General features: G+C 71.5%; 15 protein-coding genes and 1 tRNA gene. 8 read left to right on the top strand and 8 right to left on the bottom strand.

The window, feature by feature from the left end; all coding sequences use genetic code 11:
* Nucleotides 1-69: 69 nt before the first annotated feature.
* The gene (locus ACIRVH_RS03805) at nucleotides 70-807 is read right to left on the bottom strand and encodes a decarboxylase (protein ID WP_403947915.1); all 738 of its coding nucleotides are present in this window, start codon (nucleotides 805-807) and stop codon (nucleotides 70-72) included.
* Nucleotides 804-1601, bottom strand: coding sequence for a decarboxylase (locus ACIRVH_RS03800; protein ID WP_403947913.1), 798 nt, complete (start codon nucleotides 1599-1601; stop codon nucleotides 804-806). Before ACIRVH_RS03800 ends, ACIRVH_RS03805 begins: the two co-directional genes overlap by 4 nt.
* Nucleotides 1602-1731: 130 nt before the next feature.
* Between ACIRVH_RS03800 and ACIRVH_RS03795 the strand changes: the two genes are divergently transcribed.
* Both ACIRVH_RS03795 and ACIRVH_RS03790 read left to right on the top strand, forming a co-directional pair.
* Nucleotides 1732-2685: a D-2-hydroxyacid dehydrogenase gene (locus tag ACIRVH_RS03795; RefSeq protein ID WP_403947911.1), complete on the top strand. Its 954-nt coding sequence runs from the start codon at nucleotides 1732-1734 to the stop codon at nucleotides 2683-2685.
* A 16-nt stretch (nucleotides 2686-2701) separates the two neighbouring features.
* Nucleotides 2702-4090: an amidase gene (locus ACIRVH_RS03790; protein WP_403947910.1), complete on the top strand. Its 1389-nt coding sequence runs from the start codon at nucleotides 2702-2704 to the stop codon at nucleotides 4088-4090.
* Here ACIRVH_RS03790 and ACIRVH_RS03785 read toward each other — a convergent pair.
* The gene (locus tag ACIRVH_RS03785) at nucleotides 4071-4565 is read right to left on the bottom strand and encodes a DUF3830 family protein (protein WP_403947908.1); all 495 of its coding nucleotides are present in this window, start codon (nucleotides 4563-4565) and stop codon (nucleotides 4071-4073) included. The two genes, ACIRVH_RS03790 and ACIRVH_RS03785, sit on opposite strands and share 20 nt — an antisense overlap.
* Nucleotides 4566-4792: 227 nt before the next feature.
* Between ACIRVH_RS03785 and ehuB the strand changes: the two genes are divergently transcribed.
* The 6 genes from ehuB (at nucleotide 4793) to ACIRVH_RS03755 (ending at nucleotide 9048) form a co-directional block, all read left to right on the top strand.
* Nucleotides 4793-5689 (top strand): ectoine/hydroxyectoine ABC transporter substrate-binding protein EhuB, encoded by an 897-nt coding sequence (gene ehuB / locus ACIRVH_RS03780; RefSeq protein ID WP_403947906.1) that lies wholly within the window; start codon nucleotides 4793-4795, stop codon nucleotides 5687-5689.
* Nucleotides 5690-5704: 15 nt separating this feature from the next.
* Nucleotides 5705-6451 carry an ectoine/hydroxyectoine ABC transporter permease subunit EhuC gene (ehuC, locus tag ACIRVH_RS03775; protein ID WP_403947904.1) on the top strand — a complete coding sequence of 249 codons (747 nt, stop codon included), beginning with the start codon at nucleotides 5705-5707 and terminating at the stop codon, nucleotides 6449-6451.
* Nucleotides 6448-7092: an ectoine/hydroxyectoine ABC transporter permease subunit EhuD gene (gene ehuD, locus ACIRVH_RS03770; RefSeq protein WP_390851289.1), complete on the top strand. Its 645-nt coding sequence runs from the start codon at nucleotides 6448-6450 to the stop codon at nucleotides 7090-7092. Before ehuC ends, ehuD begins: the two co-directional genes overlap by 4 nt.
* Nucleotides 7093-7144: 52 nt before the next feature.
* Nucleotides 7145-7915, top strand: a complete 771-nt coding sequence (gene ehuA, locus ACIRVH_RS03765) for an ectoine/hydroxyectoine ABC transporter ATP-binding protein EhuA (protein ID WP_403947901.1) — start codon at nucleotides 7145-7147, stop codon at nucleotides 7913-7915.
* 213 nt (nucleotides 7916-8128) lie between these two features.
* Nucleotides 8129-8887, top strand: coding sequence for an IclR family transcriptional regulator (locus ACIRVH_RS03760; protein WP_403947899.1), 759 nt, complete (start codon nucleotides 8129-8131; stop codon nucleotides 8885-8887).
* Between the two features lie 84 nt (nucleotides 8888-8971).
* A tRNA-Lys gene (locus ACIRVH_RS03755) sits at nucleotides 8972-9048 on the top strand.
* A 53-nt stretch (nucleotides 9049-9101) separates the two neighbouring features.
* Here the strand turns inward: ACIRVH_RS03755 and ACIRVH_RS03750 are convergent.
* The 5 genes from ACIRVH_RS03750 to ACIRVH_RS03730 form a co-directional block, all read right to left on the bottom strand.
* The gene (locus tag ACIRVH_RS03750; protein WP_403947897.1) at nucleotides 9102-10772 is read right to left on the bottom strand and encodes an AMP-binding protein; all 1671 of its coding nucleotides are present in this window, start codon (nucleotides 10770-10772) and stop codon (nucleotides 9102-9104) included.
* Between the two features lie 40 nt (nucleotides 10773-10812).
* Nucleotides 10813-11277 carry a DUF3592 domain-containing protein gene (locus ACIRVH_RS03745; protein WP_403947896.1) on the bottom strand — a complete coding sequence of 155 codons (465 nt, stop codon included), beginning with the start codon at nucleotides 11275-11277 and terminating at the stop codon, nucleotides 10813-10815.
* A 91-nt stretch (nucleotides 11278-11368) separates the two neighbouring features.
* Nucleotides 11369-11983: a lytic polysaccharide monooxygenase gene (locus ACIRVH_RS03740; RefSeq protein ID WP_403947894.1), complete on the bottom strand. Its 615-nt coding sequence runs from the start codon at nucleotides 11981-11983 to the stop codon at nucleotides 11369-11371.
* 144 nt (nucleotides 11984-12127) lie between these two features.
* Nucleotides 12128-13267 (bottom strand): SPFH domain-containing protein, encoded by a 1140-nt coding sequence (locus ACIRVH_RS03735; protein ID WP_403947892.1) that lies wholly within the window; start codon nucleotides 13265-13267, stop codon nucleotides 12128-12130.
* Nucleotides 13268-13362: 95 nt separating this feature from the next.
* On the bottom strand, nucleotides 13363-14664 hold the full coding sequence (locus ACIRVH_RS03730) for a peptidoglycan-binding protein (protein WP_403947890.1): 1302 nt from the start codon (nucleotides 14662-14664) through the stop codon (nucleotides 13363-13365).
* Nucleotides 14665-14844 lie beyond the last annotated feature (180 nt).

Raw genomic sequence — 14844 nt, 5'->3', positions numbered from 1 at the left:
CTGCCCGGGCTTAACAGGAGGCAGTCCCCGTTTATTCCTCCACCTCTCGACCGACCAGGGGCCGGCCGCTCAGACCTGCACGATCGGCTCGCGGGTGAACAACTTCCCCAGCCGCGGCGCGTTCACCCGGCGATCGGCCAGCCGCAGCCCCTCCCACACCGACACCTGGTTGGCCGTGAGCACCGGCTTGGACAGCGCCTTCTCCAGCAGGCCGAGGTACGCCGCCGTGTGCAGCGCCGTGTCGGGCAGCAGCACCGCCTCCGCGCCGGAGGCGTCCGCGTCCGCCGCCCGCGCCAGCGTCAGCACCTCCTCCTCCCCCCACGTCCCGACCTCCGCCGCCGTGACGATCCCGGACGACCGCACCGCGACCACTTCGAGGCCCCCGGCCCGCAGGAAGTCGGCGAACAGCGCGGTCACCTCCTCCGGGTAGGTCGCACCCACGGCGACCCGTCGTACCCCCAGCTCCCGGGCCGCGTGCACGAAGGCGAAGGACGTCGAGGAGGCCGGCATCCCGGCCAGCCGGGCCAGTGCCCGTACCTGCTCCTGAGCGCCCTCCCAGCCGTACACGAAGCTGCCGCTGGTGCACGCCCAGACCACCGTCTCGGCCCCGGTCAGCCGGAGCTCCGCCACGCCGGCGGCGAGCCGCTCCGCCGAACCCATCTCCCGCAGTGCGTCCACCCGGTGTGCGTCCACGCCGATGTCGGTGTGGACCAGATCCACCCGGATGTCGCTGCCCAGGAGCTGCTCGATGCGTGGATAGTCGTCCTCGCCGGAGTGGCCCGGGTAGAGGAGTCCGAGTGCAGTCATGACGGCCCTTCTTGGTGTTCCTGCGTTTCTTCCGGCAGTACGGGCCATTCCCGCGCGGCCTCGTCCAGCAGCGCCTGATAGGGCCCCACCGCTCGGGTACCCAGCCGGCGCAGCGCCGCCCACATCGTGACCTGGTTGGCCGACAGCACGGGGATGCGCAGCTCGGCCTCCAGCTGCGGGATGACGTCGTAGGTAGGAAGGTTGGTGCAGGAGATGAACAGCGCGTCGGCGGCGCCCGGGCGGACCGCGGCGCGGGCCATGGTGACCACGTCCCGGTACGGCACCTGCCAGATGTGCCGGGTCAGGCCCATGAACGCGCAGCCGGTCACCCGTACGCCGGCCTCGGCGACGTACTCCTGAAGGGCCCGGGTGACGGACACCGTGTACGGGGTGACGAGGGCGACCCGGCGGACCCGCAGCTCCGCCAGGGCCTCCAGCAGGGCGCCCGAGGTGGTGACCGTGGGCAGGGCGCCGCCGGCCCTGCTCATCTCCGTGCACATCGCCCGCTCGCCCGCGACACCGCCGACGAAGCTGCCCGAGGTGCAGGCGTAGGCGACGACCTCGGGGGCGACGGCGATCAGCGCGCGCACCGCCTCGCCGAGGGTCTGGTGCTCGCTGACCAGCCGGGCCAGGTCCAGGCTCACCTCGACCGGCACGAACGGGGTCCGGGTCAGATGCAGCGACACCTCGTCGGGCACCCAGCGCCACAGCTCGCGGTCGAGGGCGAAGTCGAAGGGGGCCACCACCCCGACGCCGCGCTGGGGGCGGGGACCGCCGAGAAAGGAGATGTCCATGGCAAGACACCCGCCTCACGCTGGGAGGACACGAGGGGCAACGGTCGGTGAGGTCGCCCGTGTTGACGAAGGTAGGTTCCGGTGCGAGCGTGGTCAATCCGCGCATGTCAGACGCCCGGAGCGGCCCCGAATGACGCTGACCCTGCCCACCCTGCTCGTCCTGGACGCCGACCCGCCACCGCGGCTCGGCCGGCTCACCGGGCGTGCCCGGGTCGTGCACACCGACGCGGCCGGGCTCGCCGGGCGGCTGCCGGAGGCGGACGTGCTGCTGGTGTGGGACTTCACCTCGCACGCCGTACGGGAGGCCTGGCCCGGGGCGGGGCCGCGGCCGCGCTGGGTGCACACGGCGAGCGCGGGTGTGGACCACCTGATGTGCCCGGAACTCGCCGCCTCCGAGACGGTGGTGACCAACGCGCGCGGGATCTTCGACCAGCCGATCGCCGAGTACGTGGCCGCGCTGGTGCTGGCGGTCGCCAAGGATCTGCCGCGCACGCTGGAGCTGCAGCGGGAGCGGACCTGGCGGCACCGGGAGACCCGGCGGGTGGCGGGCACGCGCGCGTGCGTGGTCGGCTCCGGGCCGATCGGCCGGGCGATCGCGCGCACGCTGAAGGCCCTGGACGTGACGACGGCACTGGTCGGGCGGGTCCCGCGCACCGGCATCCACGGCCCGGGCGATCTGGACCGGCTGATCTCGCGCGCGGACTGGGTGATCGCCGCCGCCCCGCTGACCGAGCAGACGCACGGCATGTTCGACGCCCACCGGTTCGGGGTGATGCAGCCCTCGGCGGTCTTCGTGAACGTCGGCCGCGGGCCGCTCGTCGACGAGGACGCGCTCGCCGAGGCGCTGCGGCGGCGCTGGATCGCGGGCGCCGCCCTGGACGTGTTCGCCGCCGAACCCGTGCCCGAGGACAGCCCGTTGTGGGGGCTGCCGGGGCTGATCGTCTCCCCGCACATGAGCGGCGACACGGTCGGATGGCGCGATGAACTCGGCAGCCAGTTCGTGGAGTTGTACGAGCGGTGGGCCGCGGGCAGATCCCTGGTGAACGTGGTCGACAAGAAGCGCGGCTACGTCCCCGGTCACTGAACCACCAGGAGGGTGCATGCAGCTCACCGACCTGACCGCCGTACAGCTCCTCGACGGCTACCGCAAGGGCGAGTTCAGCCCCGTGGAGGCGACCGAACAGGCCCTGCAGCGGGCGCGGCGGATCCAGCCGGAGGTGAACGCGTTCGTGCGCCTCACCGAGGAGGACGCGCTCGCGCGGGCGCAGGAGTCGGCGGAGCGCTGGCGGCGCGGCGAGCCGGCCGGGCTGCTGGACGGGGTGCCGGTGACCGTGAAGGACATCCTGCTGCTGCGCGGCCACCCCACCCTGCGCGGCTCGAAGACCGTGTCCGAGCAGGGCCGTTGGGAGGAGGACGCGCCCTCGGTCGCCCGGCTGCGCGAGCACGGTGCGGTCTTCCTCGGCAAGACGACGACACCCGAGTACGGCTGGAAGGGTGTCACCGACTCCCCGCTGACCGGCGTGACCCGCAACCCGTACGACCCCGCGCGCACCGCGGGCGGCTCCAGCGGCGGCAGCGCGGCGGCCGTCGCACTCGGCGCAGGCCCGCTGTCGCTGGGCACGGACGGCGGCGGCAGCATCCGTATCCCGGCCGCGTTCTGCGGGATCTTCGGCCTCAAACCGACGTACGGCAGAGTGCCCCTGTACCCGGCGAGCGCGTTCGGCACGCTGGCGCACGTCGGCCCGATGACCCGGGACGCGGCGGACGCGGCACTGATGATGGACGTCGTCGCCGCCCCCGACGCCCGCGACTGGTCGGCGCTGAGCCCGCCGCCGGAGTCGTTCACCGCGGGCCTGGACCAGGGCGTGCGCGGGCTGCGGGTGGCGTACTCGCCGACCCTGGGCGGGCAGGTGGCCGTCCGCCCGGCGGTCGCGGCGGCCGTACGGCGGGCGGTGGCCGCACTCGCGGATCTCGGCGCGTACGTCGAGGAGACCGACCCGGACTTCAGCGACCCGGTGGACGCCTTCCACACCCTGTGGTTCAGCGGCGCGGCCCGGCTCACCCAGAGCTTCTCGCCGCACCGGCGGCAGCTGCTCGACCCCGGCCTGCGCGAGATCTGCGCCCAGGGCGCCCGGTACAGCGCGCTGGACTACCTGGCCGCGGTGGACGTCCGCATGGACCTCGGCCGCCGGATGGGCCGCTTCCACGAGCGGTACGACCTGCTGGTCACGCCCACCCTGCCCATCACCGCCTTCGAGGCGGACGAGGAGGTCCCCGGGAGGTCCGGCCTGCGACGCTGGACCGGCTGGACGCCGTTCACCTACCCCTTCAACCTCACCCAGCAGCCCGCGGCGACGGTCCCCGTGGGCACCGACGGCGACGGGCTGCCGGTCGGGATGCAGATCGTCGCGGCCCGGCACCGGGACGACCTGGTGCTACAGGCCTCGCACGCCCTCTACGAGAAGGGGCTCACGCTCTCCGGAAGCTGAGCGTCTCCCCCGCCGCCCCGCTGCGCCACAGGTCGTTGCAGGCCTCGGCCATCTCCTCCAGTCCGGCCACGACCTGGCCCCAGACGATCCCGGGCACCCAGCCCACGTCCCCGTTGAGCAGCAGGTTGTTGCGCTCGTAGAACAGGGCCAGGTCGACCACGGTGGTGTTGGGGCGGACCTCGCGGTCGTAGCCGTAGGCCTTCGTGCCCAGTTCGGTGCCGGCGAACGAGAAGTAGCAGAGGTCTCCGGGGATCGGGGTGACCGTCGGGTTCTCCAGCGGGGGTTCCGTCGCGGCGAACGGCGGGAAGAGGGCGTAGATCTCGTTGCGCGCGTACTTCGCGTGGAAGACGTCGCCGCTCAGGGGCAGCGCGTCCCAGACCGCGGCGCAGGTGAGCGGTGCCCGGTCGTCGAACAGCCGTGCCGTGCAGCGGACTCCGCGCCGGTCGAGCGCCACTTCGACATGACGGTCTGACATTCCCTCTCCTCACGTCTCCGCGGGTGCCCTCTCCGCGGGTACGTCTGCCCGGACCGCCGCAACTCAAGCGCGTCGTACACACCGGTGAGGGGACACGGAACAGGGTCACGCAGATCACGGTTGCATTACGCCCCCCAGTCTCACTGCATAGTTCACGGAGATCGGGCAGGCGCCACCACTGGTTTACGGCCAGACCTGGCAAGGCTCTCTGTGGAGGTTGCGCGCCCATGTCCGAGTTCCCGAACCTGTCTCGCCGCGGCTTCCTCACCAGAGGCGCGGCCGTCGGTGGTCTGCTGACCGTCCCCGGGCTCCTGACCGCCTGTAGCAAGACCGCCGGCGACAGCGGGGCCTCGAAGCTGGCGCAGCTCAAGAAGCAGGGCTATGTGCGGGTGGCCTACGCGAACGAGGCCCCCTACGGCTACGAGGAGAACGGCAAGCTCAAGGGCGAGGCGCCCACCTTGCACCAGGTGATCTTCAAGGCGCTGGGCGTCGACGAACTGCGCCCGACCTTCGCCGAGTTCGACGGCCTGATCCCCGGTCTGCAGGCCGGTAAGTACGACGTGATCAGCGCCGGCATGGCCATCATCCCGGAGCGGTGCGAGAAGGCACTGTTCTCGGAGCCGGAGTTCATCTCGCCCACCGCGATGATGGTCAAGAAGGGCAACCCGAAGCACCTGACCGATCTGGCGTCGGCGAAGAAGGCCGGTGCCACCGTCGGAGTGCTGGCGGGCGCGGTCGAGAAGAGCTACGCCACCGCCGCCGGGTTCTCCGAGGGTGACATCAAGACGCTGCAGAAGCAGCAGGACGGCGCGGACGCGGTCAAGGGCGGCCGTATCGACGCCTTCGTGCTGACAGGGATATCGCTGCGCTGGCTCGCCAAGACCAACCCGCAGGTGGAGGTCACCCACTCGTTCGTCCCGGTGGTGGACGGCAAGCAGCAGTACAGCCCGGGCGGCGCCGTGTTCCGCAAGGGCAGCGAGGAACTACGGGACGCCTTCGACGCGCAGCTGAAGAAGATCACCTCGGATCCGGCGCAGTATGTGAGGCTCATCGGGCAGTACGGCTTCGGCAAGGACACCATCCCGCCGGCGAACCTGAAGACCGCCGACCTGTGCAAGGCCTGACGGGGGCCACTGCCCATGGGTGACTTCTACTCCTATTTCTTCGGCCACCTGCCCCAGGTGTGGTCCGGGCTGACCGTCACGCTGGAGGCCACGGTCCTCGGTTCGGCCGTCGCCCTGACCCTGTCCTTCGTGTTCGGCTTCATGGCGAACAGCAGGTCCGTGCTCGTACGAGGGCTCTCCCGGGTCGTCGTGGAGTTCTTCCGCGGCACCTCGCTGTACGTCCAGCTGTTCTGGCTCTATTACGCGTTCCCACTGCTGACCGGGTACCAGTTCTCCCCGCTGGTCTGCGGCGTGGTGGCGTTCGGCATGAACTACGGCGCCTACGGCTCCGAAGTGGTGCGCGGCGCGCTGAACGCCGTACCGAGGGCGCAGTGGGAGGCGGCGGTCGCGCTGAACATGACGCCGGCGCAGCGCATGCGCAGGGTGATCCTGCCGCAGGCCTGGGCGCAGATGATCCCGCCGTTCACCAACCTGCTGATCCAGCTGCTGAAGTGCACCCCGCTGCTGTGGCTGATCTCCGCGGCCGACCTGACGACAGTGGTCCAGCAGATGCGTGACCGTACGGGCTCGACCACCTGGGCCTATCTGACCCTGCTGGTGATGTACTTCGTGCTCGCCTACGCGCTGACCCTGCTGATGAGCGCGCTGGAGCGGCACGCCAAGACCAGGCTCGGCCAGCACCCGAGCGCCCGCAGCCTCCTGCGCAGCCGCAGCGCGCAGCCGGCGGAGCGGCCCGAGGCGACGGCGGGAGGCGCCCTGTGAACTACAGCTGGGACTGGGGTGCCGTCCGCGACTCGCTGCCGCTGCTGTGGGACGGGTTTCTCACCACTCTGTTGGCCACCGTCCTCGGCACGCTGGTCGCCGCCGTGCTCGGGCTGGTCGTCGCCGTGGCGGGCCGGGCGCCGACCCGGTTGGTGACCGTTCCGGTCCGGGTGATCACCGAGTTCGTCCGGTCGACCCCGCTGCTGGTGCAACTGGTCGGCGCCTACGCCGTCTTCAACACGGTGCAGCCGCTGACCATCGGAATCGCGGTGCTCGGCGTCCACTACGCCGCGTATCTGTCGGAGGTGTACCGGGCAGGGATCGACGGTGTGCCGAAGGGCCAGTGGGAGGCCTGCCGGGCGCTGTCGCTGCCACCGCGCCGCACCTGGCAGGCGGTGATCCTGCCGCAGGCGGTGCGCAGCGTGTTGCCCGCGCTGGGCAACTACGCCATCTCCATGTTCAAGGAGACCCCGTTCCTGGCCGTCATCACGGTCACGGAGATGGTCGCCGAGGCCCGGGAGTACGGCGCGGACCACTTCACGTACGCCGAGACGTTCACGCTCGCGGGCCTGATCTTCCTGGCGGCCAGTTATCCGACCTCGCTTCTGATGAGAAAGCTGGAGCAGCGCCTTGGCCATTGATCCCCTGGACAACCCCTTGCAGAAGCCATCCGCGCAGGACGGAACCCCGGGCATGCCCCCTGATCTGGTCCGCTTCGACCACGTGGTCAAGCGCTTCGGCGACCATGTCGTGCTGGACCGGCTGGACTTCGGCGTCCAGCGCGGCAAGCACGTGACGCTGATCGGGCCGAGCGGCTCCGGCAAGACGACCATCCTGCGGCTGCTGATGACGCTGGAGCGGGTCAGCGGCGGCGTGATCTGGGTGGACGGCGAGCCGCTGTCCCATATGCGCGGCCCGGACGGCGAGCTGAGGCCGGCGAGCGAGAAGTACCTGCGCGGGGTCCGTAGGAAGATCGGGATGGTCTTCCAGCAGTTCAACCTGTTCCCGAACATGAAGGTGCTGCAGAACATCACGGAGGCGCCGGTCAACGTCCTGGGGATCGGCCGCGAGGAGGCCGAGGCGCGGGCGCGCGAGCTGCTCGACCTGGTCGGGCTCTCCGACAAGGTCGACGCGCACCCCTCGCAGCTCTCCGGCGGTCAGCAGCAGCGGGTGGCGATCGCGCGGGCGCTCGCCATGCGGCCGGAGATCCTGCTGCTGGACGAGGTGACGTCGGCGCTCGACCCCGAGCTGGTCGCGGGCGTCCTCGACCTGCTCAGGGACATCGCCCGCACCACCGACATCACGATGCTCTGTGTGACCCACGAGATGGGTTTCGCCCGGGACATCTCCGACCAGGTGCTGATGTTCGACGCCGGACGGGTGATCGAATCGGGCCCGCCGGAGAAGATCTTCAGCGATCCGGAGCGGGACCGGACCCGGGAATTCCTCAGCGCGGTCCTGTGACTACGAGGCGTGAAGGCGGGAAGAGCCGAGGTCCGGGCGCTGGGTGATGACTGTGGCATATGCCAGAGGGTCTGCGTCGCAGTTGAGAGAGGGGCGGCGGGCACCACAATCTCGCCAACCCCCTCTCCCCAACGGCCCTTTGCCCGTTATCGTGGTAGCGATCCGCCGACCGGACTTAGCGGCCACAGACAGGCGAGCGCAGGGGGAAACACCGTGGCGCTGATGCACGAGCCGACCGCCCCGTACCACTCCGCCCAGGACGCGCTGCGCGTGCTGGAGACCGTGGCCCGTCACCCCGCCGGCGTCACCGACACCGAGCTGGCCCGCCACACCGGCCTGCTCCCCGAGCGGCTGACCGCGCTGCTGCGCATGCTGCGCCGAGAGGGCTACGTCGAGCAGATCACCGACGGTGCGTACGTCACCGGCGAGACCCTGCGCCGCCTCACCTCGACGCACGACCACGAGCGGGCCCTGCGCGAGAAGCTCCAACAGACCCTGGACCGGCTGCGGGACTCCGTCGGCGCCGCCGTATACATGAGCCGGTACGTGGACGGCGAGGTCAGGGTCACCCAGTACGCCGCCGGGCCGGGCACCCCGGCGGTCAACGAGTGGGTCGACTTCCGCTACTCCGCGCACGCCACCGCCGTCGGCAAGAGCCTGCTCACCCAGCTGGACCACAACGCCCGCCGCGACCACCTCTCGCGGCACAAGATGGCCCGCCTCACCTCGCGCACCATCACCAGCGACAAGCTGCTGCTGTCCCGCCTGGAGTCCCAGCCGCCGACGGTGCCGATGCTGGACCTGCAGGAGTACGCGATCGGCACGGTCTGCGCGGCCGTCCCGATCACCGCGGGCTCCTCGGTCGGCTGCCTGGCCCTGTCCCTCCCGGTGGAGCACGCACACCGGCTCCGGCGGGCCGCGGACACGCTGAATCGGAACGCGGCTCCGGTGCTACTCTCGCTCGCGATCTAGGTGGTCACGAGCACCCCTGAGGACCGGGTAGTATTTTCTTCGTCGCCACCGCGGGAGAAAAAATCCGCGGAAGGCGAGAGTCATGCGCCGCTAGCTCAGTTGGTTAGAGCAGCTGACTCTTAATCAGCGGGTCCGGGGTTCGAGTCCCTGGCGGCGCACCATGACGATGGCGATCCACGTCCGCAGAAAGCGCGGACCTGGATCGCCATCTCTGTTATTGCGCGGCTACGCCGCGCGCCGTGGGGGCTTTGCCACCCACACCCCCCACTGACGGGCCCTTCGCCGAAGCGAGGGGCCCCTCGACGTCTTCCCCGGTCAGCCTCCGGTACGTGTCCTCCCCCGGCGGCCGCCACCACACCGGGTCGGCGCACCGGAACCCCTCGTGGCGCAGCCGCGCCCGCTCGATCTTGTTGGTGGCCGTCACGGGCATCCGCTCCACCACCCGCACGAACCGGGGCGCCATCTTCGTCCCGAGGTCGGGCTGGGACCGCAGGAACTCCGCGAAGGACCACGGGTCGAACCGCCCGGCGACGGTCGCCATCACCTGATCCCCGGTGACCGGATCCGGCACCCCGTACACCGCGACGGCCACCGCCCCCTCGTACCGGGCGACGACGTTCTCGATCATCGCGGCGGCCAGATTCTCCCCGTCGACCCGGATGCGGTCGTCGGTACGGCCGGCGAAGTACAGGTACCCGCCGACGTCCCGGTAGAAGAGATCCCCGGTCCAGTAGGCCCCTCCCCGCCGCCGCTCGGCTTCAGCCGCCGGATTGCGCCAGTACCCCTCGAAGGGACTGGGCCCCTGATTCACCAGCTCCCCTATGGCCTCGCCACCGTTGAGGAGCTGCCCGGCGGCATCGAACTCGGCCACCGGGCACTCCAGCTCCGTACCCGGATCGAGCACCACCAGGCCGGGCCCCGCCGGCCCCACCGCCCCCGCCGGGGTCCCCGGCGCCCACTGGATGGCCGCCCCGCCCTCGGACGACCCGTATCCCTCGACCAGCCGCGCCCCGAACCGCCGCTCGAACGCCGCCGCGTCCACCGCCCCGGCCTCGGTGCCGAAGCCCATGCGGAGGGGGTTGTCCCGGTCGTCCGGACCCGGCTCGGTGGCGAGGATGTACTGGACCGCCCGCCCGACATAGGTGAAGTACGTCGCCCGGTACCGCCGCACGTCCGCCAGGAACCCGGACGCCGAGAACCGCCGGCGCAGCGCCACCCCGGCCCCGGCGGCCAGCGCGGGCGCCCAGTCCGCGATCACCGCGTTGCCGTGGAACATCGGCATGCAGACGTAGTGCACATCGTCCGCGTGGACCCCGAACTGCCCGACCAGCGCATACCCCGCCGCGGCCAGCCGCCCCTGGGAACAGAGGGCGGCCTTGGGCGCGCCGGTGGAGCCGGAGGTGAAGTAGAGCAGCATCCGGTCGGCGGGTGCGGCCCGGGCGGGGTCGGGTACGGCGCCGGCGTACGGGGCGAGGAGGGCGTCGTACGCGTCGTCGTCGGTGACGAGGACGCGCACACCCGGCAGCTCCAGCCCGGCCAGCAGCGGCAGCCGGGCCCGCTCGGTGACCAGCACCGGGCACTCGGTGTGCCGGATGTCCCGGGCCAGCTCGGCACCCCGGCGGGTGGGGTTGATCCCGGCGACGGCGGCCCCGGCGAGCGCGGCCGCCCCGAGCCACAGCGGGAACTCCTCGGTGTTGTCGAGCAGCACGCCGACGTGCGGGACGGCACCCGGTGGCAGCAGATCCGCGAGCAGCGCGGCCCGGGCGGCCGCCCCCGCGGCCACCTCGTGATGGGTCAGCACCCGCTCCTCGCACCACAGCCCCGGCCGGTGATCCCCCCACCGTGCTACGACCAGCTCGGCCACCGTGCGCATCGTGGACTTCATGGCGAGGCACGGTAACTGACATGCCATCAGATGTGGAGGCTCAGAACCCGCCCATGTCGTTGTTCACGAAGACGTCGGTGTACGTGACCATGAAGCCGGCGCAGAACACGACCACGACGCCGAGGAAGGCGAGGATGCCGAAGGTCGCCGCCGCCTGCTTGACCTGCCCCGGCTCGTGGGCCGTGGCGACCACCGAGGGGCCGTCCTTGTAGTAGACGGTGACGAGGTCGCCCTCCAGGCGGGTGGCGGGGCCGTTCTCCTCCTCGAAGCGGATCTCGCGGCCGTCGCGGGCCGTGAACTCGTAGACGTGGTGGATCGTCGTGCGCACCGAGGTGTCGTTGGCGCCGCCGTGGGTCGTCGTGAACATCCGCAGGCATCGGCCCTGGGCCGTGAGCCCGCTGTTCCAGGCGCTGCGGATCTGCAGCCAGCGGCGCACCACGCGGTACGCCATGAAGAGGGCCAGGGCCATGATCAGGCAGGGCACGAGGTAGAACAGCACGTCCATGGGATCCCCCGGTCTTGGGTACCGCCCCTACCCGTCGGTAGGCGTGTCAGGACGGTACCCGCGGAGTCCGCCGGACTGACTCAAGTAATGCTCAGAACGTGACGTCCGAGCAGGCGTAGAACGCGTTGCCCGTGTCGGCGATCGTCCACACCGCGAGGATGACGTGGTGACCGCTCAGCCCGCCGGGCAGGGTGCCGCTGTGGCTGAGGGTGGCCGGCGGGCGCTGGCCGTTGTACGGCACCGTCAGGAACGGGGTGGTGTTGAGGTCCGAACGGGTCAGGGCATGGTTCTGGTTCCAGCCCTGCCTGGTGACGTAGTACTTGAAGTCCGTCGTGGCGTGCATGGCGGTGAACTGCCAGCGGAAGGTGTACGACTGACCGCCGGTCACCTTCGTGGTGGGCCAGGCCGCGCCGGACGGCGTCTTCGGCGAGCTGAGCTGGGCGAAGCGGCTCACGCCGCCGTTGCAGATCTGGCCGTCGGCGGGTCCGGCGGCCGGGAAGCCCTTGGGGCCCTCGACGCTCTGCGGCTCCCACTGGATGTCGCCGCAGTTCGTCACGGTGCCGTTCTGGCAGAGCTTCTGCCTGCTGATGGGGAGGTCGGTGTAGCCGTGCCCGCTGGCGCCGCCGGTGGAGAGCGCGAAGGCTCCGGCGGTCACCACACCCAGCACGACTGCGGATAACGCAGAAAATCTGGTCTTCGTACGCATGCTGCCGCTCCTGGAGAACGTGGGGGAGGTTCACTGAGCCGAGCTGAGCCGTGCAGTAGGTCTAGACCAAGTCCCAGATTATTGCCGTTAGTTGAACATGTCCATACCAATCGCGTTGCCTGTCCCGAGCCGCTGGCGGGGCCGTCACATCGGCTCCCTGCGGCCCGAGCAGAACGCCACCGTCAGGTCCCGGACGAGCACCTTGCGCTCGTAGTCGTCCAGTTCGACCAGACCGCGCACGGTCAGCCGGGTCACCGTGTCCTCCACGGAGTCCACGACCGAGTTGAGCATGGTGGCCCGCTGCCGGGCGTCCAGCGCGGCGATGGTGCGCCGGTGCATCGCGGCGGCGACCTCGGGCGCGTACTCCACCCGGAGCGGCTGCACCGAGAACACCTCCAGACCGATCGGCCCCGCGTCCGCCGCCACCAGCCGGGTCAGCGCCTCCCCCGCGACGGCCACCCCGCCCCGCGCCGAGCCCGGCAGGTCCACCGGGACCCGGGCGAGTGCCGCCTCGACGCACTCCTGCAGATAGGTCTCGTGGTCGTCGATGCCGAGCACGGCCCGCGCGGTGTCCCGCACCCGCCACACCACGAGGACGACGACCCGCAGCGCGACCCCGTTGGCGTCCGCCGCCGGCATCGCCTCGCTGCGCCAGTGCCGCAGCCGCACGTTCACCCGGCGGCGCACCAGCAGCGGGTTCACCCAGAGCAGCCCGGTGCGCCGGACCGTCCCCCGGTAGCGGCCGAACAGCCCGAGCAGCCGGGCCTGTCCGGTCCGGCCGCGGGCGAGCCCGCCGAAGCCGAGCACACCGAGCGAACCGGCCCCGGCGTACGCCGCCCACTGCGCGGGCCCGAGCCCCGTGCCCGTGCAGGCCGGCAGGCGCAGCGCCTGCGCGGCGAGCGGCGGCAGCACGCCCGCCCACCACGAGGTGGCCAGGCACCCCACGATGCCGCCCGCCCCGGCCAGCACCCCGGCCAGGCCGGGCAGCGCCCGCGCCGGACGCTCCACCAGCTCCGGGTCCACCTGCGGCACCGTCCGGCTGCGGGCCGGGGCCGGGCGCCTCAGGCGGGGCTGCTCGCCGGTCGCCTGCCGGCGGCCCACGACAGCGGGCTTCAGCGGCACCGGCACCGGCTCGGGCTCGTCGCGGAAGAGCAGATGGACGGGGATCTCGGTGGTCACCTCGTTCTGGATCAGCCGGGCGGGGCGGGTGGTCATGCCCCCGGTGCCCACCGCGCTCTCCGGCTGTTCCCCGGACTCGGACGTGTGTGACGTGGTCGTACTCATGCGTGCCTCCAGCCTCCGCGCCAGATGCGTCATGACAGTGAGAAATGAGAGTGGGAGTGGGATCAGGGGGTGCTCACGAGCGCGGGCGGCGCCGCCTACGCGAACAGGCGGCGCCAGGTCTCCGGGCCCGGGTAGCCGTCCGCCGCGCCGCCCCGCCAGCCCTGGCTGCGCTGGAACGCCTCCACGGCGCGCCGGTCCGCTTCGCCCCAGCTCGGACCGGGCCCGTCGGTGTAGAACCTGCCGAACCCTTTCTTCACCAGCTGCTGCCCGAGCCGGGTGACGTGCTCGTTCTCCGCACCCGGGCGGAAGAGGGTCCGGCCGGGATAACCGGGCACCCCGTGCGAGGCGGGCCGGGCGGATCCGGCCGCTCCGGAGGGGACGCTCCTGCCCTGCCCGGTGACGAGCAGCTTCCAGGTGCGCGGACCGGGCAGCCCGTCGGCTTCCTCGCCCGTCCAGCCCTGGGCCAGCTGGAACGCCCGGGTTGCCTGCCGGTCCGCCTCGCCCCAGGCCGGGCCCGGGCCCTCGGTGTAGAAGGAGCCGGCGCCGCGGGACACGAGCAGCCGGCCGAGCTGGGTGACGTACTTGTTGTTCGTGCCGGGGCCGAAGAACCCGGCACCCGGGAAGGACGCCGGCTTCTTGCTGTATGCGGCCTGCTGGGCACCCGCGGTGCCGGCCGTCACGCCCTTGTAGCGGTAGGGGACGTACTTGTCGGCGTGGGTCCAGTAGGGGTACGGGGTGGGCTGGCTGCGGGCGTGCGGGGGTGTCTGTTCGTAGACCAGGTAGTTGGTGTGCGTGTGGTCCGTCCAGCCGCCGAAGAGCACGACGTGGGAGCCCTTCTCGGGGTTGTCCGGGTTGTGGAAGAGGAGCATGTCGCCGGGCTGCAGCTCCTCCTTGGTGATCTTCTCCCCGAACTGGTCGAGGCTGCCGGTCCACTCGTTGGTGCCCAGGCCCCAGGCCATGGAGACATAGCCCGAGCAGTCCTGCCGGTAACCGTCGGACCAGTAGTCGTCCATGCTGTACGGCACCTTGGCGGCGACCCAGAGCTTGGCCCGGTTGATGATCTTGGTCCGGGTGGTGGCGGGGGTCGGGACGCCCGGGGGCTCGACCGGCTTGCCGGCCGGGCCGTGCAGCGGGGCCCGGGGGCCCTGTGGGGTGGCGGGCCCGTCGTCCGCCGCGGAGGTGCCGGGGCGGGGCGGGGCATGGGGGGCGGTGAGGGCGGCGGCCGGGGGAACCGCTCCGAAGGCGGCGGACGCGGCGGCGGCCACGACCACCACCCCTCGGGCGGCCGGGTTGCCGCCGAAGCGGCCGGTCGGGCGGGGACTCGCCCGATGGCGGGCGCAGCCGGGGCAGCCGCAGTCGCTCGCGGGGTCGACTTCCTCGAACGCCGGAGCGGTCATGCGATCTGCCTCACATTCGGGGTGGATTTGTCCGCGGATGTGCACGTTGATCAGTTTCACAACTGTGGCCGGGACGCGCATGTTGACGGTCCGAATGATGTACAGACCGATATGACCGCCCCCGGGGCACCCGAGGGTGGTCGGCAGCACTCCTCCAGGTCAGGTAGAGTTCTCTCGTCA

The sequence above is a fragment of the Streptomyces sp. NPDC101165 genome (assembly GCF_044768135.1).
Lineage (GTDB): Bacteria > Actinomycetota > Actinomycetes > Streptomycetales > Streptomycetaceae > Streptomyces.
The sequence above is the reverse complement of the archived record's forward strand: the minus strand, read 5'-3'. Positions and strand labels throughout refer to the sequence as shown.